Source organism: Streptomyces sp. NPDC034086 (assembly GCF_055575515.1).
Map to the genome: position 1 here is coordinate 109,200 of NZ_JBVISM010000002.1, position 23,921 is coordinate 133,120.

Annotated in this window: 19 protein-coding genes; 11 read left to right on the plus strand and 8 right to left on the minus strand. The window is 73.9% G+C overall.

All coding sequences use genetic code 11. The features are described 5' to 3' along the window. The first annotated feature begins 11 nt into the window (after window positions 1–11). Entirely contained in the window at window positions 12–500 is a 489-nt protein-coding gene (locus ACZ514_RS05875; protein WP_468698859.1) for a DoxX family protein, read from the plus strand. Here ACZ514_RS05875 and ACZ514_RS05880 read toward each other — a convergent pair. Continuing rightward, entirely contained in the window at window positions 464–688 is a 225-nt protein-coding gene (locus ACZ514_RS05880) for a hypothetical protein (RefSeq protein ID WP_468698861.1), read from the minus strand. The two genes, ACZ514_RS05875 and ACZ514_RS05880, sit on opposite strands and share 37 nt — an antisense overlap. Further along, window positions 675–1,970, minus strand: a complete 1,296-nt coding sequence (locus tag ACZ514_RS05885; protein WP_469124215.1) for a PspC domain-containing protein — start codon at window positions 1,968–1,970, stop codon at window positions 675–677. The genes ACZ514_RS05880 and ACZ514_RS05885 overlap by 14 nt, the downstream gene beginning before the upstream one ends. Window positions 1,971–2,101: 131 nt before the next feature. Between ACZ514_RS05885 and ACZ514_RS05890 the strand changes: the two genes are divergently transcribed. From ACZ514_RS05890 to ACZ514_RS05900, 3 genes are all read left to right on the plus strand, one after another. Next, window positions 2,102–3,397 (plus strand): PspC domain-containing protein, encoded by a 1,296-nt coding sequence (locus ACZ514_RS05890; RefSeq protein WP_468174790.1) that lies wholly within the window; start codon window positions 2,102–2,104, stop codon window positions 3,395–3,397. Continuing rightward, window positions 3,394–4,089 carry a LuxR C-terminal-related transcriptional regulator gene (locus ACZ514_RS05895; protein WP_468174787.1) on the plus strand — a complete coding sequence of 232 codons (696 nt, stop codon included), beginning with the start codon at window positions 3,394–3,396 and terminating at the stop codon, window positions 4,087–4,089. The genes ACZ514_RS05890 and ACZ514_RS05895 overlap by 4 nt, the downstream gene beginning before the upstream one ends. Window positions 4,090–4,178: 89 nt before the next feature. Continuing rightward, window positions 4,179–5,300: an alpha/beta hydrolase gene (locus ACZ514_RS05900; protein WP_469124216.1), complete on the plus strand. Its 1,122-nt coding sequence runs from the start codon at window positions 4,179–4,181 to the stop codon at window positions 5,298–5,300. Window positions 5,301–5,316: 16 nt separating this feature from the next. Here ACZ514_RS05900 and ACZ514_RS05905 read toward each other — a convergent pair whose 3' ends face one another. Both ACZ514_RS05905 and ACZ514_RS05910 read right to left on the minus strand, forming a co-directional pair. After that, the gene (locus ACZ514_RS05905) at window positions 5,317–6,384 is read right to left on the minus strand and encodes a C40 family peptidase (RefSeq protein WP_469124217.1); all 1,068 of its coding nucleotides are present in this window, start codon (window positions 6,382–6,384) and stop codon (window positions 5,317–5,319) included. A 214-nt stretch (window positions 6,385–6,598) separates the two neighbouring features. Further along, entirely contained in the window at window positions 6,599–6,955 is a 357-nt protein-coding gene (locus tag ACZ514_RS05910; RefSeq protein WP_468174778.1) for a hypothetical protein, read from the minus strand. Between the two features lie 85 nt (window positions 6,956–7,040). Between ACZ514_RS05910 and pcrA the strand changes: the two genes are divergently transcribed. Beyond that, complete coding sequence (gene pcrA, locus ACZ514_RS05915) at window positions 7,041–9,518, plus strand: DNA helicase PcrA (protein WP_468174775.1); 2,478 nt, start codon at window positions 7,041–7,043, stop codon at window positions 9,516–9,518. A 77-nt stretch (window positions 9,519–9,595) separates the two neighbouring features. Here the strand turns inward: pcrA and ACZ514_RS05920 are convergent, their stop codons facing one another. Further along, window positions 9,596–11,116 (minus strand): M23 family metallopeptidase, encoded by a 1,521-nt coding sequence (locus ACZ514_RS05920; protein ID WP_469124218.1) that lies wholly within the window; start codon window positions 11,114–11,116, stop codon window positions 9,596–9,598. Between the two features lie 250 nt (window positions 11,117–11,366). Next, window positions 11,367–12,200: an esterase/lipase family protein gene (locus ACZ514_RS05925; protein ID WP_469124219.1), complete on the minus strand. Its 834-nt coding sequence runs from the start codon at window positions 12,198–12,200 to the stop codon at window positions 11,367–11,369. A gap of 210 nt (window positions 12,201–12,410) precedes the next feature. Between ACZ514_RS05925 and ACZ514_RS05930 the strand changes: the two genes are divergently transcribed. After that, complete coding sequence (locus ACZ514_RS05930; protein ID WP_388934659.1) at window positions 12,411–12,815, plus strand: cobalamin B12-binding domain-containing protein; 405 nt, start codon at window positions 12,411–12,413, stop codon at window positions 12,813–12,815. A 28-nt stretch (window positions 12,816–12,843) separates the two neighbouring features. On the opposite strand, the gene ACZ514_RS05935 is transcribed toward ACZ514_RS05930, so the two are convergent. Further along, on the minus strand, window positions 12,844–14,409 hold the full coding sequence (locus ACZ514_RS05935; protein ID WP_469124220.1) for a DUF5691 domain-containing protein: 1,566 nt from the start codon (window positions 14,407–14,409) through the stop codon (window positions 12,844–12,846). Between the two features lie 472 nt (window positions 14,410–14,881). Beyond that, window positions 14,882–16,219 (minus strand): SWIM zinc finger family protein, encoded by a 1,338-nt coding sequence (locus tag ACZ514_RS05940; protein ID WP_469124221.1) that lies wholly within the window; start codon window positions 16,217–16,219, stop codon window positions 14,882–14,884. A 134-nt stretch (window positions 16,220–16,353) separates the two neighbouring features. On the opposite strand from ACZ514_RS05940, the gene ACZ514_RS05945 reads away from it, so the two are divergent. The 5 genes from ACZ514_RS05945 to sucD all read left to right on the plus strand — a co-directional run bounded on the left by ACZ514_RS05945 (window position 16,354) and on the right by sucD (window position 23,813). Next, window positions 16,354–17,460 (plus strand): ATP-binding protein, encoded by a 1,107-nt coding sequence (locus ACZ514_RS05945; RefSeq protein WP_388934650.1) that lies wholly within the window; start codon window positions 16,354–16,356, stop codon window positions 17,458–17,460. Next, entirely contained in the window at window positions 17,457–19,730 is a 2,274-nt protein-coding gene (locus ACZ514_RS05950) for a DUF5682 family protein (RefSeq protein WP_469124222.1), read from the plus strand. The genes ACZ514_RS05945 and ACZ514_RS05950 overlap by 4 nt, the downstream gene beginning before the upstream one ends. Before the next feature lie 559 nt (window positions 19,731–20,289). Next, a complete protein-coding gene (locus tag ACZ514_RS05955) occupies window positions 20,290–21,435 on the plus strand; it encodes a VWA domain-containing protein (RefSeq protein ID WP_469124223.1) in 1,146 nt (381 codons plus the stop codon). Window positions 21,436–21,722: 287 nt separating this feature from the next. Then, window positions 21,723–22,901, plus strand: a complete 1,179-nt coding sequence (gene sucC / locus ACZ514_RS05960) for an ADP-forming succinate--CoA ligase subunit beta (RefSeq protein WP_388934641.1) — start codon at window positions 21,723–21,725, stop codon at window positions 22,899–22,901. Window positions 22,902–22,922: 21 nt separating this feature from the next. After that, window positions 22,923–23,813: a succinate--CoA ligase subunit alpha gene (sucD, locus tag ACZ514_RS05965; protein WP_030710487.1), complete on the plus strand. Its 891-nt coding sequence runs from the start codon at window positions 22,923–22,925 to the stop codon at window positions 23,811–23,813. The last annotated feature ends 108 nt before the right edge of the window (window positions 23,814–23,921 follow it).

Below are 23,921 nucleotides of genomic sequence, written 5' to 3' on the forward strand. Positions count from 1 at the left end.
GACATGGGGGCGTGACCCGAACTGACGCCCCATCCGGGCAGCGGACCACCCCGCTCAAGGAGCAGGCCACCCGCTACGCGCTCCTCCCGCTGCGGATCTTCCTCGGCGTGACCTTCGTCTACGCGGGCATCGACAAGCTGACGGCCGGGGGCTTCCTCGCCGAGGCCGGCAGCGGCTCGGTCGGCGAGATGATGCGCGGCGTGCGCGACACCTCCGCGATCCCCGCCCTGGTCGACCTGGCCCTGAAGGCCCCCGTCGGCTTCGGCGCCGCCATCGCCATCGGGGAACTCCTCGTGGGCCTCGGCGTGCTCGCCGGGGTGCTGACCCGGCTCGCCGCCGCCGGCGGACTGCTGATCTCGCTCAGCCTGTGGCTCACCGTCTCCTGGGCGGTGACCCCGTACTACTACGGCAACGACCTGGCCTACCTGATGGCCTGGACCCCGCTGGTCCTCGCGGGGGCGCCCTACTGGTCGTTCGACTCGGTGATCCGGTCGCGCTGATCCCGGCGCACCGCGTACGTGACCATCCCGACCAGGGCGGCCAGTGCCAGCCCGCCCAGCGCGAACGGGACCACCAGGAACCACGGCACGTCCGTCCCGCCGGACGCGTCGAGCAGGTGGAGCACGCCCGCGGCGGTCAGGACCAGCCCCGCCAGCAGCCGTCCCGGCTGGAACTCATGACGCCGCACGGGCCACCTCCACCTGTCCCACGCCCGCGTGCAGGCGCAGCTCGATCGTCCCGCCGGCCTCGGTGCCGGCGGCCGGGGGCAGGGTCGCCCGCCGGGTCTCCCCCTCGCTCCTGATCCGGATGCCGGGGCCGGTCTCCCCGGGCAGCTCGATGTCACCGAGCCGGATCGAGACGTCCGCGTTCGCGGTGACCTCCCGGGGGAGGACCACCTTCAGCCGGCCCGCCTCGATGGACGCCCGGACGGCCACCGTGGCGCCCCTGGGTACGTCCAGGCGGCTCAGGTCCAGGGTCGCCAGCCCCGTCCCCGCCGCGTAGGCGGGCCGTACGTCGGCCACCGCCGCCGGGCGCCAGGCCACGTCCCGCCAGTCGGTGCCGATCTCGCGCGGCAGGGCGGCCGCACCCGCGAGCAGGCCGGCGGTGAGCAGGCCGAGGAGGACCGTGCCGAAGCCCGTGCGGCCCTTGACGGAGCTGACCGCGAGGCCCAGACCGAAGACGGCGAGCGCGCAGGCCAGCCCGACCTGGAGGGCGTGCCCGAGCGTGCTGCCCTCCCACACCGCGGCGGTACCGGCCCCTCCCGCCAGCAGGGCCAGGACGAACACCCGGCCTCCGATGCCGCCGCGCGGCGGCGCGGGCGACCCGGGCCGCGGGACGTGCGGGGCGGGGCCCGGCCGGTCCCCGGCGGGGACGGCGTCGTCCGGCCCCCACAGGTAGCCCGTCGAGCCGACCGGGCCGGTGGTGCCGTCCTTGACCAGCGGGTCCCGCCACCAGGAAGGGCTGCCGGGCACCGGCGGCGCCTGCGTCTCGGGCGGTGCCGGACGGTGGGCGGCCGGGGCCTGGGCCTCGGGCGCGGCGGCGTCGCGGTGGCGCCGGGACCAGTACGAGGCCCCGCCGAGCGCCAGGACGACCAGCACCGAGAAGGCGCCCATCACCCCGTTGTCCAGCATCGACAGGAACAGCGCGCAGCCCACCAGCGCGCTGAACACGGCGGCCAGCGTGGCGCCCTCGACCCGGCCGGTCAGCAGCCGCTTGCCCTCGCTGTCCTCGTCGCCCTCCAGGGGCAGCAGCAGCCACGCGAAGCCGTAGAAGATCAGGCCGACGCCGCCGGTGACGGCGAGCACCCCGAGCACGATCCGGAACACCACCGGGTCCAGGTCGAAGTACCGGCCGAGACCGCCGCACACGCCCGCGAGGACCTTGTCGCGCTTGCTGCGGCGCAGGGGTGGCCGCTCGGCGGGGGCCGGTGCCCCGGGAGCCGCCGGCGGGGCGTCGTGTACGTCGGTCATGCGTCCATGGTGACGGGCGGTGCGGGCCCGCGGCACCGGGTCCTACCCTGGCGCGACCCTGAGATCACCCCGGCCGGATTGGGGGGATGCCCTGATGCCGGGGCGCGTCGGGGCGTGTGACCCTTGGTGCCATGCCCGCAGCCGCCGCTCCCCGCATCCCGCACGCACCCGACCCGGAGGACGTCCCGCAGCGCAGGCTCTACCGCAGCGCCGACGGCCGGATGCTCGGCGGGGTCGCGCGCGGTCTCGCCGGGCACCTCGGGCTGCCCGTGCTCTGGGTCCGGCTCGCCTTCCTCGGCATGTTCATGTTCGGCGACGGGCTCGGCGTACTGCTCTACGCGGCGTTCTGGGTCTTCGTACCGCTGGGCCAGGGCGGCAAGACCGGGCACCACTCCTTCTTCGAGACCCTCGCCGACGGCACCCGCCGGCTGCGCAAACCCGACAAGGGAGCCGTCTCCGGCCTGATCGCGCTGGCCGTCGGAGCGGGCATCTTCGTCTCCCAGCTGCGCGTCGGCGGCGAGAACGGCCGCTACATCTGGCCCACCCTGCTGGTCGGGGCCGGCGTCGTCCTCGTCTGGCGCCAGGCCGACAACGCCCGCCGCGCCCACTGGAGCGCCGCCGCCGGACGGCAGAAGGGCCTCCTGCAGGCCGCCCGCGCCCTCGCCGGGGTCGTGCTGGTCGGTGTGGGCCTGACCGTCTTCATCGTCGTACGCGGCTCCGCTGCCCAGCTCGGCAACCTGCTCACCGCCGTCCTCGCCGTCCTCGTCGGCATCGCCCTGCTGGCCGGGCCCTGGCTGATCCGCATGACCCAGGACCTCTCCGAGGAGCGCCTGATGCGCATCCGCGCCCAGGAGCGCGCCGAGGTCGCCGCCCACGTGCACGACTCGGTGCTCCACACCCTCACCCTGATCCAGCGCAACGCCGACGACGCGGGCGAGGTGCGCCGCCTCGCCCGGGCCCAGGAGCGGGAGCTGCGCAACTGGCTCTACCGGCCCGAGGGCACCGGCAAGGAGGAGGCGGAGGAGCCGGCCACCCTCGCCGAGGCCGTGAAGAAGACCGCCGCCGACGTCGAGGATCACCACGGCGTCCCGATCGAGGTCGTCGTGGTCGGCGACTGCCCCCTCGACGAGAAGCTCGGGGCACTGGTCCAGGCCGCGCGCGAGGCGATGGTCAACGCCGCCAAGTACGGTGGCGACGGCGGCCCCGTGCAGGTGTACGCGGAGGTCGAGGGCGGGACGGTGTTCGTGTCCGTACGCGACCGGGGTCCCGGCTTCGACATGGACGCGGTACCGGACGACCGCATGGGCGTACGAGAATCGATCATCGGCCGGATGCAGCGCAACGGGGGGACCGCGGTGCTGCGGTCCGCGCCCGACGGCGGCACGGTAGTCGAGCTGGAGACGGAGAGGGCGGCGAAGACAGCATGACCGAGGACAACGCGACCACCGGCGGCGCGAGCAGGAGGGTCCGGGTGGTGCTCGTCGACGACCACCGGATGTTCCGCACCGGCGTCCAGGCCGAGATCGGCGACACCGCCCGGACCGGGGTCGAGGTCGTCGGCGAGGCCGCCGACGTGGACCAGGCCGTCACCGTCATCACCGCCACCCGCCCCGAGGTGGTCCTCCTGGACGTGCACCTGCCCGGCGGCGGCGGGGTCGAGGTGCTGCGGCGCTGCGCCCCGCTGATGGCCGCGGCCGAGGATCCGGTGCGGTTCCTGGCGCTGTCCGTGTCGGACGCCGCCGAGGACGTCATCGGCGTCATCCGGGGCGGTGCGCGCGGCTACGTCACCAAGACCATCACCGGCGCCGACCTGGTGGACTCCGTCTTCCGGGTCCAGGAGGGGGACGCGGTGTTCTCGCCCCGCCTGGCCGGTTTCGTCCTGGACGCCTTCGCCTCGACGGACGCGCCGCCGGTCGACGAGGACCTGGACCGGCTCACCCAGCGCGAGCGGGAGGTACTGCGGCTGATCGCGCGCGGGTACGCGTACAAGGAGATCGCCAAGCAGCTGTTCATCTCGGTGAAGACGGTGGAGTCGCACGTCTCGGCGGTGCTCAGGAAGCTCCAGCTCTCCAACCGCCACGAGCTGACCCGCTGGGCGACGGCCCGCCGGCTGGTCTGATCCGGGCCGCCGCCCGGACCCCGGTGTGATCCACACCGCAGGTCCGGGGGGCAACCGGAGTGCTCCGCACCCCACTCTTGGGTGGCGTGATGAGCCTGACCGGGACCCCCCTCTTCGCGACGGCGGTCGCCCTGACCGTGACCGCCGTCGTCCTGCCCCTGGCCGTGTGGAGCAAGGTGCGCGGGCCCGCCGCCGCGCGCGTCGCCACCCGCGGCGCGATGGTGGTCTTCGCCCAGGTCACCGCGGTCGCCCTGGTCTTCCTCGCGCTCAACCGGGAGATGAACTTCTACGTCTCCTGGACCGACCTGATGGGCACCGGCACGTACGTCCAGGCCGCCCCCGACCTGGGCCCGGACGGGCTCGGCGGGAAGAAGGCAGGGCAGGCCGGGCAGGCCGGGCAGGAGCCGAAGGTCCGCCAGCAGTTCGTGCCCGTCGAAGGCCTGGGCGGGCGGGTGAAGAAGACCGAGCTCGACGGCAAGGTCTCCGGCGTCAGGGGCGACGTCATGGTGTGGCTGCCGCCGCAGTACGACGACCCCGCCCACAAGGACCGCACCTTCCCGGTCGTCGAGCTGATCCCCGGGATACCCGGCACGGGCAAGTCCTGGTTCCAGGGGCTCAAGGCGCACGAGGTGCTGGAGCCGCTGATGAAGGAGGGCAAGGTCCAGCCCTTCATCCTCGTCTCCCCGCGCGCCATGCTCCTGGGCAACGGCGACACCGGCTGCGCCAACATCCCGGGCAAGGTCAACGCCGACAGCTGGTTCAGCGTCGACGTCCGCAAGATGGTCACCGACAACTTCCGCGCCTCCGACGACCCCCGCACCTGGGGCGTCGCCGGTTACTCGGCCGGCGCGTACTGCGCCGCCAAGCTCGCCATCCTGCACCCCGACCGCTACGGCGCGGCCGTCTCCCTGTCCGGCTACAACGACCCCGGCCAGGAGCCCAGCTCGCTGGTGGCCAAGGACCCGGAGCTGCGCCGCACCCACAACCTGAAGGAGCTGCTCAGGACCCGGCCCTCGCCGCCGGCGGTCGCGCTGTGGATGTCGGGCGCCGAGCACGACGGCTACCTGTCCGGCACCGACCTGAAGGCCCTCGCCCAGAGCCCGACGACCGTGCACGCCGAGAAGATCACCGGCGGGCACAACCTGGAGGCGTGGTCCAAGCAGCTGCCGCAGACCTTCGGGTGGCTCAGCCAGCAGGTCAAGGCGCCGTAGGGCCCGCCCGGTCGGTCTAGGCGGGGCGGGAGGCGCCGGCCCAGGGCATCGAGGAGACCGGCGCGAGCCGGACCGTGGAGCCCGGGCGCGGGGCGTGGATCATCTGGCCGTTGCCGACGTACATGCCGACGTGCGTCACCCCGGAGTAGAAGAAGACCAGGTCACCGGGGGCCAGCTGGTCCCGGGATAGCCGGCGGCCGGCGTTGATCTGGGTGTAGGTCGTGCGGGGCAGGGACACCCCGGCCGCACGCCACGCCGCCTGGGTCAGGCCCGAGCAGTCGAACGCGCCCGGTCCCGTGGCGCCCCAGACGTACGGCTTGCCGATCGCCCCGTACGCGAAGGCCACCGCGCGCGCGGCCCGCGCGTTCCCCGCGGCCACCGCCGGCAGCTGCCCCGGGGGCGGCGGGGTACGGGGGGCCGCGGAGGCGCCCCCGGACGCGCCGGTGCCCGACCGGGCCTCGTACGCCGCGCGCTCCTCGGCGGTGAGCCGGGCCAGGAGCTGCCGGGCGGTGGCGAGCTTGCCCTCGATGACGGCCTTCTGCTCGGCCAGCTCGTGCTGCCGGGCACGCAGCTCCGCGAGCCGGCCGGCGGCCTTGCCGCGCAGCTCCGCGACCTCGTCGAGGCCGCGCTTGACGGCGGCCACCTCGGCGGCGGTCCGGTCGCCGGCCCGCGTCAGCATGCCGGCGCGGTCCAGGTAGTCCTGCGGATCGGAGGCCATGGCCAGCTGGAGGGCCGGGCCCAGGCCGCCACTGCGGTACTGGGAGGCCGCGAGGGAGCCGAGCGCGCCGCGGGCGCCGTTCAGCCGGTCCGTCTTGCGGGCGGTCTCCTCGCGCAGGCCGGTCAGCGCCCGCTCGGCCTCGTCGGACCTGGCCTTCGCCCCGTTGTAGCGCTCCGTCGCCGCCTCGGCCTCGCCGTAGAGCCGGTCGACCTCCGCCTCGACCTGGGCGGGAGCGAGCCGGGGGTCGGCGTGCGAGGTGCCTTCGAAGGCGGTGGCGGTGGCAGCGCCCGCGAGGGCGAGGGTGAAGGCGGTCCGTGCGGTGCCGCCGGAGAACGGGCGCTGCCTGGGCTTTCGATGACTGGCCACGAGGGCCTCACGTCCTTCCACTGATCCCGTAGGTCTTGGGGGAGGACGCTAAGGCCGGAGGTAACGGTCGGATGACGGAATGATCGGAACTGTCCCTGTCCGACCGGAACTGGCTCTGCCCGACCGGGACTGGCCCCGAGTGACCGGAACCGGCTCTGTCCGGCCGGGGCCGGCCCAGGCTGACCGGCCCCGGTGACCGGCCCCGGCTGACCGGTCAGTGCCAGAGGACGGCGATGAAGACGTTCGCGGTGGTCAGGCCGCCGACCGCCGCGAAGACGCCCTTCTCCACGCGCTCCTCGTCCCGCTTGACGTAGACGAGGGCCAGCACCACGAACAGCACCGCCAGCTTCACGCCGATCTTGACGTGGTTGAGCGGGGCGCCGTCGCCCATCTCACGGAAGCCCACCAGCAGCACACCGGTGACGAGCATGGTCAGCGCACCGTGCAGCATCGCGGGCACGAAGCGCGCGGTGCCGGAGCCCATCGCCTTCATCTGGGTCAGGAAGCCGCCCAGGAGAGAGGCGATGCCGATGATGTGCAGGCCGACGAAGATGTTGGTCAGAACGGTCATGCGGCGAGCGTACGGGGCGCCCGTTCGACCCGATTTCCCGGGGGCGGGACCGGCTGTCGGTCCCGCCCCCTAGACTCGGAAGGCGATGAGCAGCCTCTTTGACGACAGCTTCCTGGCCGACCTCACCCCCTCCGACGAGGTCCCGCCGCCGCCCGAGGAGCACGCCGAGCCGGAGCACGGCGCGGACGACCTCTTCGGGGGCGCCTTCGACGTGCCCATGAGCGGGGACGCGTACTACCGGGACGGCGCCCCGCGCCCCGTCATCGACCCGGCGACGCTCCTGGACGGGCTGAACGAGCAGCAGGCCGCCGCCGTGGTCCACGCCGGGTCCCCGCTGCTCATCGTGGCCGGCGCCGGCTCCGGCAAGACCCGGGTGCTCACCCACCGCATCGGCCACCTGCTGTCCGCGCGGAACGTCCACCCCGGACAGATCCTGGCGATCACCTTCACCAACAAGGCCGCCGGCGAGATGAAGGAACGCGTCGAGAGCCTGGTCGGGCCCCGCGCGAACGCCATGTGGGTCTCCACCTTCCACAGCGCGTGCGTCCGCATCCTGCGCCGCGAGTCGAAGCGGCTCGGCTTCACCTCGTCGTTCTCGATCTACGACGCGGCCGACTCGAAGCGCCTGATGGCGCTCGTCTGCCGGGACCTGGACCTGGACCCGAAGAAGTTCCCGCCCAAGTCCTTCAACGCCAAGATCTCGAACCTGAAGAACGAGCTGATCGACGAGGACGCCTTCGCCGCCCAGGCCGCCGACGGCTTCGAGAAGACCCTCGCCCAGGCGTACGCGATGTACCAGGGGCGGCTGCGCGAGGCCAACGCGCTGGACTTCGACGACATCATCATGACGACCGTCCACCTCCTCCAGGCCTTCCCGGACGTCGCCGAGCACTACCGCCGCCGCTTCCGGCACGTCCTGGTCGACGAGTACCAGGACACCAACCACGCCCAGTACACGCTGGTGCGTGAGCTCGTCGGCCCCGGCTACCCGGACCTGCCGCCCGCCGAGCTGTGCGTGGTGGGTGACGCCGACCAGTCGATCTACGCCTTCCGCGGCGCGACCATCCGCAACATCCTCCAGTTCGAGGAGGACTACAAGGACGCGACGACGATCCTGCTGGAGCAGAACTACCGCTCCACCCAGACGATCCTGTCGGCCGCCAACGCGGTCATCGAGCGCAACGAGAACCGCCGCGCCAAGAACCTGTGGACCCAGGCCGGAACCGGCGCCGTGATCACGGGATACGTCGCCGACACCGAGCACGACGAGGCCCAGTTCGTCGCCGACGAGATCGACCGGCTGACGGACGCCGGCGACGCCAAGGCCGGCGACGTCGCGATCTTCTACCGGACGAACGCCCAGTCGCGCGTCTTCGAGGAGATCTTCATCCGCGTCGGGCTCCCGTACAAGGTCGTCGGCGGCGTCCGCTTCTACGAGCGCAAGGAGGTCCGGGACGTCCTGGCCTACCTGCGCGTCCTCGCGAACCCCGAGGACAACGTCCCGCTCCGCCGGATCCTGAACGTGCCCAAGCGCGGGATCGGCGAGCGCGCCGAGGCGATGATCGACGCCCTCGCGCAGCGCGAGAAGATCACCTTCCCGCAGGCGCTGCGGCGCGTCGACGAGGCCTTCGGCATGGCCGCCCGCTCCACCAACGCCGTCAAGCGGTTCAACGTGCTGATGGAGGAGCTGCGTACGATCGTCGACTCCGGCGCCGGCCCCGCCGTGGTGCTGGAGGCGGTGCTGGAGCGCACCGGCTACCTCGCCGAGCTCCAGGCGTCGACCGACCCGCAGGACGAGACCCGGATCGAGAACCTCCAGGAGCTCGCGGCCGTGGCCCTGGAATTCGAGCAGGCCCGCGACGAGTCGAACCCGGGGACGCTGGCCGAGTTCCTGGAGCAGGTCGCGCTCGTCGCCGACTCCGACCAGATCCCGGACGAGGACGTCGACGGCTCGGGCGTCATCACGCTGATGACCCTGCACACCGCCAAGGGCCTCGAGTTCCCCGTGGTCTTCCTGACCGGCATGGAGGACGGGGTCTTCCCGCACATGCGCGCGCTCGGCCAGACCAAGGAGCTGGAGGAGGAACGCCGCCTCGCCTACGTCGGCATCACCCGGGCCCGTGAGCGGCTGTACCTGACCCGGTCCGGCATGCGCAGCGCGTGGGGGACCCCCTCGTACAACCCGCCGTCGCGGTTCCTCGAGGAGATCCCCGCCGAGTACCTCCAGTGGAAGCGCACGGGCGCCGCGCAGAAGCCGGCCGGTCCGATGCGCGGTTCCGGGTACGGCTCGTCCTCCGGGAAGGCCGCGTTCGGGACCTCGCCCGAGGCGTTCCTGTCCTCGTCGCGCACGAAGTCCGGCCCCTCCGGCTTCGCCACGCGCCGGGCCGCCGACAAGCCGGTCGTCGCGCTGTCCGTCGGGGACCGGGTCACGCACGACCAGTTCGGGCTGGGCACGGTCACGGAGGTCCGCGGCGCCGGAGCGGACGCGCAGGCCACCATCGACTTCGGGGACGCCAAGCCCAAGCGGCTGCTGCTGCGCTACGCGCCGGTGCAGAAGCTGTAGGAGCAGGGCGGGGGCACGGCCCGGCCTCGAGGCCGGGCCTGCGGCTCTTCGCTCGGTTCTGCGGCTCTTCGCTCGGCTCAGCTGGGGTCGAGGCCGTGGCTGCGCAGCCAGGCCAGGGGGTCCACCGCGGAGCCGCCGCCGGGCCGTACCTCGAAGTGGAGGTGCGGGCCGGTGGAGTTGCCCGAGTTGCCGGAGTACGCGATGACGTCGCCCGCCTTGACCTTGCCGGACCGGATCTTGGTGCTGCCGAGGTGGCAGTACCAGGTCTCGGTGCCGTCGGGGGAGGTGACTATGGCCATGTTGCCGTAGGCGCTGTTCCACTGGGTGCGCACGGTGCCGTCGGTGGCGGCCATGACCGGGGTGCCGTAGGAGACGGGGAAGTCGATGCCGGTGTGGACCGACATCCACATGCCGCCCGCCTGACCGAAGCTGGCGCTCAGACCGCGCTGGGCGACGGGCACCGAGAACTTGGGGCGGGCCGCTTCCTTGGCCGCGGCCTCCTCGGCGCGCTTCTTCTTCTCTTCTTCCTGGCGCTGCTTGAGGTCGATCCGCTCCTGGGTGCGGCTCGCGCGGTCCGCGAAGTCACCCGCGTCGGCGCTGAGCGCCGCCAGCTGCGTGTCGAGCTTGTTGTTCGCCTCGACCGGCCGCACCGCGTCGGGGGCGGCCATCGTGGTGGTCTCCTCGGCCGGTTTGTCGGCGCCGGTGAGCCCGCCGACGGAGGCGGCGGCCACACCCGCGACGCCCATCACGCACGCGGAGGGAACGGCCACCGTCAGCAGGGCGGACCGTTTGGCCGGGGTGCGCCGGCGGCTTCCGGCGGCGGCGTTCCCGCTGCCCTTGGCCGCGCCGTTCCGGCCCGCGCCGCCCTTGCCGGTGGCCCTGCGGCCGGCCCGGGATCCCGCGGCGGGCGGGGTGACGGGCATCGCCTGGGTGGGCATGTCGTGTACGACGAGGTCCTCGGGGGCCCCTGGCCCGTCCTCGACGGCAGCGGCAGCGGCCACGGGCTCGAAGACGGAGGTCTCGTCATCGGCGTACGGATCGGCGTAGGCGCCGGCGCCGGCGTCGGTGTCCGCGTCACCGGCCGTCGCGTGGGTCTCCGCGAAGACGGGGACGACGGTCGTGGCCTCGTAGCCGGCGAGCGCGTTCCCGTCGGCCGTGCCGCCGTTCCAGGCGGTGGCGTCGTAGGTGCCGGTGTCCTGCCCGTATCCGGGGTGGGTCCAGTGCCCGCTCTGCTCGGCGCCCGTGGCGTCGTAGCCGAACGCGGTGGGCTGGTACTCCGCGGTGGCGTTGTTCCAGGCGCTCGCGTCGTACTGGCCCGTGGTGTCCTCGTGGCCGGCCTGGGCCGGAACGCTGGAGAGGTAACTCTCCGGAGCGGTCCACGCGGTGGAGTCGTACGCGCCGGTGTCGGCCGCGGAGTGGTACGCCGCGTAGGAGTCGTACGTTCCGTAACTCCCCGAAGGGGGGCAGTCGGTGACGTACTGATAGCCCTGGCCCTGCGTTTCATAGGACGCGTAGGCTTGGTCACCAGCGAAAGTGGTGGTGGAAAGGCCGTCGTACCCCAAATCGGGGTACTGGCCCGACGTCGGGCGGTCGTTCACCAACTTCTCTTTCGCCTCGGCAGTGGGGCCTGGGTGGCCGGTGAACTCGAGGTTCACCGGAGGAGAGCAGTGGCGTGACTGTACCCGGCGGTTACTCGCCACGACAATCTTCCGAGGGTTTCGTCCTCAGCGGAACCGGGCATTCGGCCGTCTTTCGGTCCCTGGAAGACCGACCCTTGGCCTTGAGTTCGAAATTCGTTCGACTAGGGGTCGAGTCGTGTTGTACGGGCACCGGGGTGTGGGCCTGCCGTCAGACGGCCAGGCTCCCGCCCTCGGATCCCCGGGCGGGGGCGGCTTCCGGCGGGCGGGGTGCGGTGTCCGCCGAGCGGAGGGGGCCGTCGAGGTCGCGCCGGACGGCGGTGACCACGGCGGGATGGACGGGGAGCGCGAGGTGTCCGATACCGGTGACCCGCACGTTCGTCGCGTCCAGGTCCGGGTGCTCGATCCGGGCCGTCCCCGTCGGCACCATCAGGGCGTCGAACTCGCTCCAGTACGCCGCGAACCGGGTCCGGCAGCCGGGCGCGGGCGCGCGCAGCTCGGCCATCACCTCCGAATCCGGGCGCATCTGGCGGACCAGGGGGTGCGCGTCCATGAAGGGGGCGATCCGGGTGCCGCCGTGCGGGGTCCCCAGGGTCACCAGCGTCCGCACGCGGGCGTCGCCGCCGAGCCGCTGGACGTAGTACCGCGCCACCAGCCCGCCGAGACTGTGCCCGATGAGGTCCACCCGCTCCTGGCCGCTGCGCTCGCACAGCTCCTCGACGCGCCGGGCGAGGTGCCGGGCGGTCACGCGCAGGTCGCGGCTGAAGGGGGAGTGGTTGTACGTCTCCACGCGCCGCCGGCCACCCGCGCCGAGGGCGCGGCGCAGCAGGACGAAGACCGAGCGGTTGTCGGTGAAGCCGTGCAGGAGCAGCACGGGCGGCGGCTGCCCGGTGGCCCCGGCGGCGGGCGCGGCGGAGGGGCGTTCCTCCCGCATCCCGGTGGGGTAGAGCAGGAGGTGCCCGGCGAGGACCGCCGCCTCGAGGACCGCAGCCCGCAGGGCGGCGCCCGTGCGCGGCACGGGCAGCGGTGCGATCGTCAGCCCCATGGACGGCCTCCCCCTGGACCCTGCGGGTGCGGGGCCGTACCGCCGACGCGGCCCCGCCACCGTGCCGTGCGGCTGTCGGCGCGGTGGCGGGGCGACGGGGCGGTGGTGAATCAACGGCGTCCCACGTGTGATTTCCCCCTCCCCGTTGACCGCGAAACGGTGCCGTGCGCAATGCTGTACTTAACGTTCGTTCACTCGGGAGGCAGTGCGATGGGTGTGACCGGTCCGATCCGTGTGGTGGTGGCCAAGCCGGGTCTCGACGGCCACGACCGCGGCGCCAAGGTGATCGCGCGGGCGCTGCGCGACGCCGGTATGGAAGTCATCTACACCGGCCTCCACCAGACCCCCGAGCAGATCGTGGACACCGCGATCCAGGAGGACGCGGACGCCATCGGCCTCTCCATCCTCTCCGGGGCGCACAACACACTCTTCGCGCGCGTCATCGAACTCCTCAAGGAGCGCGACGCCGAGGACATCAAGGTCTTCGGCGGCGGCATCATCCCGGAGGACGACATCGCCCCGCTCAAGGCCAAGGGCGTCGCCGAGATCTTCACCCCTGGCGCCACCACCACCTCCATCGTGGACTGGGTCAACGCCCACGTCCGCCAGGCCTGACCCCTTCCGGCCGGTCCGGCCGCCTGGGTCAGGCGGCCGGGGCCAGTTCGGCGAGCATGGCGGCCCGCATGCGGAGGGTGGCCACCAGGCGCTGGAAGGCCTCGGCCCAGTAGGCGGCCGCTCCCGGTGAGGCCTCCGTCGGATGCGGGGCGGTGGCCGTCAGGGCCTCCAGGCGGTCCGCCTCCGCGGGATCCAGGCAGCGCTCCGCGAGCCCCATCACCCCGCTGAAGCTCCACGGGTAGCTGCCCGCCTCGCGCGCCGCGTCCAGGGCGTCCACCACCGCGCGGCCCAGCGTCCCCGCCCAGGGCACCAGGCAGACGCCGAGCAGCTGGAAGGCCTCCGAGAGCCCGTGGGCGCGTATGAACTCCGCGACCCACTCGGCCCGTTCCGCCTCGCCCAGCGTCTCCAGCAGCTTCGCCCGCTCCGCCAGCGACGCCGTGCCCGGACCCGCCGCGGGCGGCGCGGACGGCGGCCCGAGCAGCGCCTTCGACCACCGCGGGTCGCGCTGGCGCACCGCCGCCCGGCACCAGGCCGCGTGGATCTCCTCCGCCCAGCCCTCGGCCACCGGCAGAGCGACGATCTCCGCCGGACCGAGCCCGCCGAAGCGGTCCCGCCAGCAGGACAGCGGGGCCGACTCCACCAGCTGGCCCAGCCACCACGCCCGCTCCCCGCGCCCGGCCGGGGGCTGCTTGACGACCCCGTCGCGCAGCATCCCGGCGTCGCACTCCGCCGGCGGCACCACCCCCTCCGGGCCGACGCAGGCCAGCGCCCGCTCCGCCATCCGCGCGGCCAACGCCGAGCCGGGCAGCGCGGACAGCAGTTCGGCGGCGGTCGCCCGGACGTTGCGGCTGCGGTCACCCAGCGCCGCCTCCAGGAAGGGCTCGTCCTCCCCGGACAGCCCGGACCGCAGGGAGTCGAGGAACATCAGCCGGTCCTCGGCACGCTCCGTGGCCCAGGTCGTGGCCAGCAGCCGGGGCGCGGCCGCCGGATCGTGGGCCCGCACGGCGGCGAGCAGGGTGACCCGCTCGGCGAACAGCCCCTCCTCCCAGAGCCGGGCCACCGCCTCTCCGTCCGCCGGGTCGGGCAGTTCCCCGGCACCTCCGGGCGCCCCGCGCAGGGCGAACCGCCACTCGGGATTCAGCCGGGCCAGCCACAGCCCCCGCGCCCCGGCCAGGGCAAGGGCCTGCGGGCGCAGGTCGGTCCGGGCGCGGGCCGCGTCCAGCAGGGCCGGGAGCTGGGCCGACGGCGCCCGGTAGCCGTGCCGCACGGCGGCGGCCAGCCACTGCGGGAGCAGTTCCGTCAGATCCGGGGCGGCCCCGCGCCGCCCGCCGCCACTGCCCGCCGCCGTCCGGCCCGCCAGCAGCTGCGCGAGCCGCCGCCGGGCGGCCTCCGGGGGAGCCGGGCGCGGATCGTCCGCCGCCGCCGGGGGCCGCGCGGCCGCCTCGGCGGGCCGCAGCCCGGCGCGGCGGCGCAGCGTCTGCACGGCCGCCGCGTCGAGCAGCGCCCCCGGTGAGCCGCCGCGCCGCTCGGTGCCCAGCAGCGCGGCGTTGACCAGCTCCTCCCAGTCCCGGTACCCCTCGTCACCCTTGCCCATCGGACCCCTCCCTCGTCACTCGTGCCCCCGTCACCCTCGCCGGCCGTGGCCGTCCCGTCCGTGTGCCGCCGTTCGCCAGCCGCCCGCGTCCGCCGCCGGTCTCGCGTCGCCGGTGTCTCGCCGTCCGTCGTCAGTCAGCCAGTCGTCAGTCAGTCGTAGGTCGTCAGTCGTCAGTCGTCAGTCGTCAGTTGTCGGTCGTCGTGGCCGGTCGTGCTGGTCGGTCGTCGGTCGTTCCGGACGGCGGCCCGGTCCCGGCCCCTCCTCGGGACCGGGCCGCCGGTACCCGGCACGACCCTGTTCAGCTGGCGTGGTTGTCGTTCATCTCAAGCCCCCCGGCTTCTCGTCCGTTTCACGCGCCGACGCCCCCGCGACGGCCCGTCCCTCCCCGTGACACCCCCTCAGACGGCATACGAGCCCCCAGGCCCCCTGCGTTTTCCTCTGGTTTCGCTCCGGCTCCGGCTCCGGCTCCGGCTCAGGTCAGCGGCACCGGCTCGGACGAGCCGGGCTGCCAGGCCGTCAGCGGGCTGAAGCCGCGGTGGCCGCACTCCCCGAAGACCGTGACGGGTCCGCCGCCCGAGAGGGCGGCCAGCTGCCACAGCCCGGACCGCGAGCGGCCCTGCGCGAGCACCACCGGCAGTGCGGACGTCCCCTGCGCGTCCGCCACCTGCCAGGCGGCCTCGCCCCCTTCCCCCGGTATCGGGATCACGGGGCCGAGGACCACCGGCCACGACTCCAGCCACGGGTCCTCCCGCAGCGCGGCTTCGTAGGCCTCGAGTGCCTCGCCGGTGCTCACGCCGGGCGGCGTGCGGGCGGCCGGTACCGCGGCCGCGGTACGGTCCCCCAACTCCGCCCGCAGCCCCGCAGATCCGGGCCGGAAGCGGGCTTCCGCCTCCAGCACCAGTCCGACGGGCAGTGCCAGCCCCGGCGGCCGGCCGGGCGGACCGAAGTCCAGGACCAGCGCCGGGCGCCCGCTGTCCAGTCCGCGCAGCCATGTCCGGCGGGTGGTGAGGCGGCCGTCCGGGGACACCGAGTCGTACTGGGCCAGTACGAGCCAGCGGTCCCGGACGGTCTCACCCTCCGCCGGGGACGGCAGCCCCACCCGGCTCCGGACGGTCGCGGCCAGCGGCTCCGGCAGCCCGGACACCCCCAGCCAGGCCCTGTCCAGCAGGTGCAGCAGCGCGAACTCCTCAAGCATCCGGGCGGGCCAGCCGGGGCCGCAACCGGGTATTGCCCCCAACTCCCTTACGCGGGCTGCCAGTCCGGGCGCCTGGGCGTCGACCATGCGGGCCGCGGTCTCCTCCCAGGGGGCGTAGCCCGCCTGCTGCTGTCCGGCGATCCCGCCGCGCAGCAGGTCCGCCAGTCGCTGTTCCAGCTCGGTGACGCCCGCGCCGATCCGCTCGGCCCGGCGCTCCGCCCGTTTGCGGGCGGCCTCCGGATCCACCGGACCGGCGGCGGGACGCGCCGCCCTCGCCGCCCGCCCGGCGAGCCATTCGCCCGCCCAGTCCGGGGCCTCGGCCGGATCGCCGAACCCCTCCGCCGACCAGAACAGCAGCAGCCCCAGCGCGTGCTTGCAGGGGAACTTCCGGCTCGGGCAGGAACACGTGTACGCAGGGCCCGTCAGGTCGACGACCGTCCGGTACGGCGTGCTGCCGCTGCCCTTGCACAACCCCCACACCGCGCCGGAAGCGGAACCTCCGGTCTGTGACCACGGACCCGCCCCTCCCAGCCTGCCCCCCGCCTTGCGCGACGCCTCGTCAGGAGCCAGAGCCAGTACCTGTTCCGCCGTCCAGCGGACCCCCTGCTCAGTCATGGGAACAACCGTAGAGACCCCCACTGACAATGGCTCTGACCTGCAACGACGCCCGGAACGAAGGCCGTTGTCAGTGGGATGGTGCACGGTAAGTCCAGCAGTCGGGAGCGGCTGCCGAGCATTGGAGGGGGACCATGACCACGCCCGGGAACGGCACCGGTACCGAAGCGCTGCGACCGCACGCGGAGGACGCCTTCGCGCACGAACTGAAAGCCCTCGCGGCCCATGACGACCGGCCCCGCCCGGCCCGCTGGAAGCTGTCCCCGTGGGCCGTGGCCACCTACCTCCAGGGCGGCACGCTCGCCGACGGCACGGTCATCACACCCAAGTACGTGGGGCCGCGCCGGATCGTCGAGGTCGCCGTCACCACGCTCGCCACCGACCGCGCCCTGCTGCTGCTCGGCGTCCCGGGAACCGCCAAGACCTGGGTGTCCGAACACCTCGCCGCCGCCGTCAGCGGCGACTCCACCCTCCTCGTCCAGGGGACGGCCGGCACCCCCGAGGAAGCCATCCGCTACGGCTGGAACTACGCCCGCCTCCTCGCCCACGGCCCCAGCCGCGAAGCCCTCGTCCCCAGCCCCGTCATGCGGGCCATGGCCGAGGGCATGACCGCCCGCGTCGAGGAGCTCACGCGCATCCCGGCCGACGTGCAGGACACCCTCATCACCGTCCTGTCCGAGAAGACGCTCCCGATACCGGAACTCGGCGAGGAGGTCCAGGCCGTGCGCGGCTTCAACCTCATCGCCACCGCCAACGACCGCGACCGCGGGGTCAACGAGCTCTCCAGCGCGCTGCGCCGCCGCTTCAACACCGTGGTCCTGCCGCTGCCCGCCACCGCCGACGCCGAGGTCGACATCGTCGCCCGCCGCGTCGACCAGATGGGCCGCGCCCTGGACCTGCCCGCCGCCCCCGAGGGGCTGGAGGAGATCCGCCGGGTCGTCACCGTCTTCCGCGAGCTGCGCGAGGGCGTCACCGGCGACGGCCGCACCAAGGTGAAGTCGCCCAGCGGCACCCTGTCCACCGCCGAGGCCATCTCCGTGGTCACCGGCGGACTGGCCCTGGCCGCGCACTTCGGGGACGGCGTCCTGCGCCCCTCCGACGTCGCCGCCGGGATCCTCGGCGCCGTCGTCCGCGACCCGGCCGCCGACCGCGTCGTGTGGCAGGAGTACCTCGAGGCGGTCGTCCGCGAGCGGGACGGCTGGAAGGACTTCTACCGGGCCTGCCGGGAGGTGACGGCATGAGCCCCGGGGCCGCGGCGGCGGCCGCGGGACCGCTGCTGCTGGGGGTGCGCCACCACGGGCCCGGATCGGCCCGGGCGGTGCGGGCCGCGCTGGACCGCGCGCGGCCGCGGGCCGTGCTGATCGAGGGGCCGCCCGAGGGGGACGCGCTGCTCGCGCTGGCGGCCGAGCCCGGGATGCGCCCGCCCGTCGCCCTCCTCGCGCACGCGGCGGACGACCCCGCCAGGGCCGCGTTCTGGCCGCTGGCGGCCTTCTCGCCGGAGTGGGTCGCCATCCGCTGGGCGCAGGCCCGGGACGTGCCGGTGCGCTTCATCGACCTGCCGGCCGCCCATGCGCTGGCCGCACCCCCCGAGGAGGAGGGCCCGGACGCCGGCGGCCCCGGCGCCCTGCGGGTGGATCCGCTCGCCGTGCTCGCGGAGACCGCCGGGTACGAGGACCCCGAGGACTGGTGGGAGGACGTGGTCGAGCACCGGGACTCGGGCGGCGTAGGGGATCCGCTGGCGGTCTTCGAGGCCCTGGGGGAGGCGATGGCCGCCCTGCGGGAGACCTACGGTGACGGCGGCCGCCCCCGCGACCTGCTCCGCGAGGCGTACATGCGGCAGCGGATGCGCGCGGCCCGCAGGGAGTTCGGCGACGACCACGCCGTCGTGTGCGGCGCCTGGCACGTCCCGGCGCTGCGGGCCCGGACCACGGTGGCGGCGGACCGCGCGCTGCTCGCCGGGCTGCCCAAGGTGAAGGTGGAGACCACCTGGGTGCCCTGGTCCCACCGCAGGCTCGCCCGGGCCGGCGGGTACGGCGCGGGCATCACCTCGCCCGGCTGGTACGCGCACCTGTTCGCGGCCCCGGACCGGCCCGTCGAGCGCTGGCTGACCAAGGTCGCCGGGCTGCTGCGGGAGGAGGACCGGCAGGTCTCCCCGGCCCACGTGATCGAGGCGGTCCGGCTGGCCGGGACCCTCGCCGCGCTGCGGGGCCGCCCGCTGCCCGGGCTCGCGGAGACCCTGGAAGCGGTCCGTGCCGTGATGTGCGACGGCTCGGGGATACCGCTCGCGCTGGTCGAGGACCGGCTGGTGATCGGGGACGTGCTCGGCGAGGTCCCGGACACGGCGCCCGTCGTACCGCTCCAGCGGGACCTCACCCGCCGGCAGCGCTCGCTGCGGCTCAAGGCCGAGGCGCGGCGGCGGGACCTGGAGCTGGACCTGCGCAAGGACTCCGACGCGGCCAAGTCGCTGCTGCTGCACCGGCTGCGGCTGCTCGGGATCGACTGGGGCGTACCGACCGCCTCCCGGAGCGGGACCGGCACCTTCCGGGAGACCTGGCGGCTGTGCTGGGAGCCGGAGCTGTCGGTGCGGGTCGCCGAGGCCGGGATCTGGGGCACCACCGTCCTGGGGGCGGCCACCGCGAAGGCGGAGGCCGACGCGGCGGCGGCCGGGGACCTGGGGGAGGTCACCGCGCTGGCCGAGCGCTGCCTGCTGGCCGGGCTGTCGCAGGCGCTGCCCGCCGTGCTGCGGGCGCTCGCCGACCGGGCCGCGCTGGACACGGACGTGGCCGGGCTCGCCAGGGCGCTGCCCGCGCTGGCCCGTTCGCTGCGGTACGGGGACGTGCGGGGCACCGACGCGGCGGCGCTCGGCACGGTCGCGGCCGGGCTGGCGGAGCGGATCTGCGTGGCCCTGCCGCCGGCCTGCGCGGCCGGGCTCGACGCCGACGGGGCGGCGGAGCTGCGGGGCCACGTCGACGGGGTGCACGGGGCGGTCGCCCTGCTGGCCGAGGCGGACCCGGGGCTGCGGGAGCGCTGGTCGGCGGTCCTGCGGACGCTGGCCGGGCGGGACAGCGTGCCCGGGGGGATACGCGGGCGGGCCGCCCGGCTGCTGCTGGACGACGGCCGGCTCCCGGCCGGGGAGACGGCGCGGCTGATGGGGCTCGCCCTGTCCCCGGCGGCCTCCCCGGCCGACGCGGCGGGCTGGATCGAGGGCTTCGCCGGGGGCCCCGGCGGCGGGACGCTGCTGGTCCACGACGAGCGGCTGCTGGGCCTGATCGACGCCTGGCTGGTGTCGGTGCCGGAGGGCGCCTTCATCGACGTACTGCCCCTGCTGCGGCGCACGTTCGGGGCGTACGAGGCGGGGGTGAGGCGGACCCTCGGCGAGCTGGCCCGGCGTGTCCCCGGCGCCCGCGCGGCGTCCGCCGCCGGGGCCGCCCCGGCGGGTTTCGCCCCGGAGCTGGACCCGGCCCGCGCGGACGCGGTCGTGGATCTGGCCCTGCTGCTCCTGGGGGCGTAGGCCCTCCCGCCTCTGCCCTGGCCGGGCCTCTGCCCTGGCCGGGCGGTTCGGGGGCGGCGGAGGTTGCCGTGTCGGGCGGTTGCCCTGGCCGGGCGGGGGTTCGGTTGGGGTGTTGCCCTGTCGGGCGGTTGCCTTGGCCGGGCAGGGGTTCGGGCCGGGGGTTGCCGTGTCGGGCGGTTGCCCTGCCGGGCGGGGGTTCGGGCCGGGGGTGCCCTGTCGGGCGGTTGCCTGCGGGGCGGGTTCGGTGGGGTGGTTTCGGGGCGGGGTCGGTGCCGGGGTGGGGTGTCGTCCGGGGCGGGCTTCGATGTTCGGCGCCCGTTCCGGATCCGGTTGTGCGGGGTGACTCGCGCCGAATTCATCTCGTTTTGGCCCCGGACGGCACCCCACCCCGTCCCCGCCCCCTCACGCAGCCACCTCCAGCCCCCGCCGGCGTTCGAGGCGCGGGGCCGGGCGGAGCCCGGGGAACGGGGGAGGGCGGGCGGGTCTCGCGCAGCGGCGGATCCGGGCGCGGGACGAGGGGGCGCGGCCCCCTGGAGGAACGAGTCGAGGGGATGGACGGATGACGGAGACGGGAACCGCCGGAGGCGAGCGGCTGCGGCGGTGGCGGCTGGTGCTGGGCGGCGAGGGTGACGGGACGGGCCGCGCCCTGAGCGGGCGGGACGCGGCGATGGACGGGGCGCTCGCGGCGCTCTACGGCGACGGCGGGGGCAGGGCGCAGGGGGAGCGGTCCGCCGGGCTCGGGGCGTCCGCTCCGCGCGTGGCGCGCTGGCTCGGGGACATCCGTACGTACTTCCCCAGCCCGGTGGTCCAGGTCATGCAGCGGGACGCCGTCGAACGGCTCGGTCTGGCCGCGCTCCTGCTGGAGCCGGAGATGCTGGAGGCGGTCGAGCCGGACGTCCACCTGGTCGGCACCCTGCTGTCGCTGAACAAGGCCATGCCCGACACCACCAGGGAGACGGCCCGGGCCGTGGTCCGCAAGGTGGTCGAGCAGCTGGAGAAGCGGCTCGCGGCCCGCACCCGGGCCACGCTGACGGGCGCGCTGGACCGTTCGGCGCGGATCAGCCGTCCCCGCCACCGCGACATCGACTGGGACCGGACCGTCCGGGCCAACCTGAAGAACTACCTGCCGGAGCACCGGACCGTCGTCCCCGAGCGGCTCGTCGGCTACGGCCGCGCCTCCCGGTCGGTGAAGAAGGAGGTGGTCCTGTGCATCGACCAGTCGGGCTCGATGGCCGCCTCGGTCGTCCACGCCTCCGTCTTCGGGGCGGTCCTGGCCTCCATGCGGTCCCTCGCCACCCGGCTCGTCGTCTTCGACACGGCGGTGGTCGACCTGACCGACCGGCTCGACGACCCGGTCGACGTCCTGTTCGGCACCCAGCTGGGCGGCGGCACCGACATCAACCGTGCCCTCGCCTACTGCCAGTCCAAGATCACTCGACCGGCCGACACGGTCGTCGTCCTGATCAGCGATCTCTACGAGGGCGGCATCCGGGACGAGATGCTCAAGCGGGTGGCCGCGATGAAGGGGGCCGGCGTCGAGTTCGTGGCCCTGCTGGCCCTGTCGGACGAGGGCGCCCCCGCCTACGACCGCGAGCACGCCGCGGCGCTGGCCGCGCTGGGTGCGCCCGCCTTCGCCTGCACCCCCGACCTGTTCCCGGAGGTGATGGCGGCCGCCCTGGAGAAGCGCCCCCTGCCGGTCCCCTGACGGGCCCGCCGGAGCACGTCCGGCCGCTGCGGCAAATCGGCAGATCACACGAAGACGCAGCTCAACCGTGAGGCGATCTGTGACAGGTATCACCGCTCAGGTGTGATCTGCGATTTAGGGACCCACGTCCCACGGGGATAACCTGCGAGACGGACATGCCGCGTCCACGGTCACCGTGTGCGCCTTCCTAGTGACAGCGCCGTCACGTTGCCCTCCGCGGCACGCCCACGCAGATAGCAGACAAACCGCGAATCACTGCGAATCTTTAAGACAAGGGACGGACGCGCGTGGACCTGTTCGAGTACCAGGCGAGGGACCTCTTCGCCAAGCACGGTGTACCGGTGCTGGCCGGTGAAGTCATCGACACGCCTGAGGCGGCTCGCGAGGCCACCGAGAAGCTGGGCGGCAAGTCGGTCGTCAAGGCCCAGGTGAAGGTCGGCGGCCGCGGCAAGGCCGGTGGCGTGAAGCTCGCCGCCACCCCCGACGAGGCCGTCGCCCGCGCGACGGACATCCTCGGCATGGACATCAAGGGCCACACGGTCCACAAGGTGATGATCGCCGAGACCGCGCCGGAGATCCTCGAGGAGTACTACGTCTCGTACCTCCTCGACCGCACCAACCGCACCTTCCTGGCCATGGCCTCGGTCGCGGGCGGCATGGACATCGAGCAGGTCGCCGAGGAGACCCCGGAGAAGCTCGCCAAGGTCCCGGTGAACGCCAACGAGGGCGTGACCATCGAGAAGGCCCGCGAGATCGTCGCCCTGGCGAAGTTCCCGGCCGAGGTCGCCGAGCAGGTCGCCGAGGTCCTCGTGACCCTGTGGCAGACCTTCATCGCCGAGGACGCGCTCCTCGTCGAGGTCAACCCGCTCGCGAAGGTCGCCTCCGGTGACGTCATCGCGCTCGACGGCAAGGTCTCGCTCGACGAGAACGCCGAGTTCCGCCAGCCGGGCCACGAGGAGTTCGTGGACCACGCCGCCGCGAACCCGCTCGAGGCCGCCGCCAAGGAGAAGGGCCTCAACTACGTCAAGCTCGACGGCGAGGTCGGCATCATCGGCAACGGCGCGGGTCTCGTCATGAGCACCCTGGACGTCGTCGCGTACGCCGGTGAGAACCACGGTGGCGTCAAGCCCGCCAACTTCCTCGACATCGGCGGTGGCGCCTCCGCCGCCGTCATGGCCAACGGCCTCGAGATCATCCTCGGCGACCCGGACGTCAAGTCCGTGTTCGTCAACGTCTTCGGTGGCATCACCGCGTGTGACGAGGTCGCCAACGGCATCGTCCAGGCGCTGCAGCTGCTCGAGGACCGGGGCGAGGCGGTCACCAAGCCGCTGGTCGTCCGCCTCGACGGCAACAACGCCGAGCTGGGTCGCAAGATCCTCTCGGACGCCAACCACCCGCTGGTGCAGCGCGTGGACACCATGGACGGCGCGGCCGACAAGGCCGCCGAGCTCGCGGCTGCGAAGTAAGGGCAGAGGTCACAGACTCACATGGCTATCTTCCTCAACAAGGACAGCAAGGTCATCGTCCAGGGCATGACCGGTGCCACGGGCATGAAGCACACCAAGCTGATGCTGGCTGACGGCACCAACATCGTCGGCGGCGTGAACCCGCGCAAGGCCGGCACGACCGTCGACTTCGACGGCACCGAGGTCCCGGTCTTCGGCTCCGTCGCCGAGGCGATGGAGAAGACGGGCGCCAACGTCTCCGTCCTCTTCGTCCCGCCGGCCTTCGCCAAGGCCGCCGTCGTCGAGGCCATCGACGCCGAGATCCCGCTGGCCGTCGTCATCACCGAGGGCATCGCGGTGCACGACTCCGCCGCCTTCTGGGCGTACGCGACCGCCAAGGGCAACAAGACCCGCATCATCGGCCCGAACTGCCCGGGTCTGATCACCCCCGGCCAGTCCAACGCCGGCATCATCCCGGGCGACATCACCAAGCCCGGCAAGATCGGTCTCGTGTCCAAGTCCGGCACGCTGACCTACCAGATGATGTACGAGCTGCGCGACATCGGCTTCACCTCCGCCGTCGGCATCGGTGGCGACCCGGTCATCGGCACCACGCACATCGACGCCCTGGAGGCCTTCGAGGCCGACCCGGAGACCGAGCTCATCGTCATGATCGGCGAGATCGGCGGCGACGCCGAGGAGCGTGCGGCGGACTTCATCGCGAAGAACGTCACCAAGCCGGTCGTCGGCTACGTCGCGGGCTTCACCGCCCCCGAGGGCAAGACCATGGGCCACGCCGGCGCCATCGTCTCCGGTTCTTCCGGCACCGCACAGGCCAAGAAGGAAGCCCTCGAGGCCGCCGGCGTCAAGGTCGGCAAGACGCCGACCGAGACCGCCAAGCTGGCGCGCGAGATCCTGAACGCCGCCCAGTAGGCGGCAGCTGTACGGAAGTACGGGCGTGGGAGGGGCCCCCCCGGGGAGAGGGCCGCCCACCTTCCCCCCTCGTCCCTCGGGTAGGACGGGGGGGGGCGGAGGGAAAAT

What these genes read in the sequence shown, in the direction of transcription:
- ACZ514_RS05900 (WP_469124216.1), top strand. Translation starts at nt 4,179, where the DNA reads ATGAGCCTGACCGGGACCCCCCTCTTCGCGACGGCGGTCGCCCTGACC.
- ACZ514_RS05940 (WP_469124221.1), bottom strand. Translation starts at nt 16,219, where the DNA reads ATGACTGAGCAGGGGGTCCGCTGGACGGCGGAACAGGTACTGGCTCTG.
- ACZ514_RS05895 (WP_468174787.1), top strand. Translation starts at nt 3,394, where the DNA reads ATGACCGAGGACAACGCGACCACCGGCGGCGCGAGCAGGAGGGTCCGG.
- ACZ514_RS05910 (WP_468174778.1), bottom strand. Translation starts at nt 6,955, where the DNA reads ATGACCGTTCTGACCAACATCTTCGTCGGCCTGCACATCATCGGCATC.
- pcrA (WP_468174775.1), top strand. Translation starts at nt 7,041, where the DNA reads ATGAGCAGCCTCTTTGACGACAGCTTCCTGGCCGACCTCACCCCCTCC.
- ACZ514_RS05930 (WP_388934659.1), top strand. Translation starts at nt 12,411, where the DNA reads ATGGGTGTGACCGGTCCGATCCGTGTGGTGGTGGCCAAGCCGGGTCTC.
- ACZ514_RS05950 (WP_469124222.1), top strand. Translation starts at nt 17,457, where the DNA reads ATGAGCCCCGGGGCCGCGGCGGCGGCCGCGGGACCGCTGCTGCTGGGG.
- ACZ514_RS05890 (WP_468174790.1), top strand. Translation starts at nt 2,102, where the DNA reads ATGCCCGCAGCCGCCGCTCCCCGCATCCCGCACGCACCCGACCCGGAG.
- ACZ514_RS05945 (WP_388934650.1), top strand. Translation starts at nt 16,354, where the DNA reads ATGACCACGCCCGGGAACGGCACCGGTACCGAAGCGCTGCGACCGCAC.
- sucD (WP_030710487.1), top strand. Translation starts at nt 22,923, where the DNA reads ATGGCTATCTTCCTCAACAAGGACAGCAAGGTCATCGTCCAGGGCATG.
- ACZ514_RS05925 (WP_469124219.1), bottom strand. Translation starts at nt 12,200, where the DNA reads ATGGGGCTGACGATCGCACCGCTGCCCGTGCCGCGCACGGGCGCCGCC.
- ACZ514_RS05885 (WP_469124215.1), bottom strand. Translation starts at nt 1,970, where the DNA reads ATGACCGACGTACACGACGCCCCGCCGGCGGCTCCCGGGGCACCGGCC.
- ACZ514_RS05955 (WP_469124223.1), top strand. Translation starts at nt 20,290, where the DNA reads ATGACGGAGACGGGAACCGCCGGAGGCGAGCGGCTGCGGCGGTGGCGG.
- ACZ514_RS05935 (WP_469124220.1), bottom strand. Translation starts at nt 14,409, where the DNA reads ATGGGCAAGGGTGACGAGGGGTACCGGGACTGGGAGGAGCTGGTCAAC.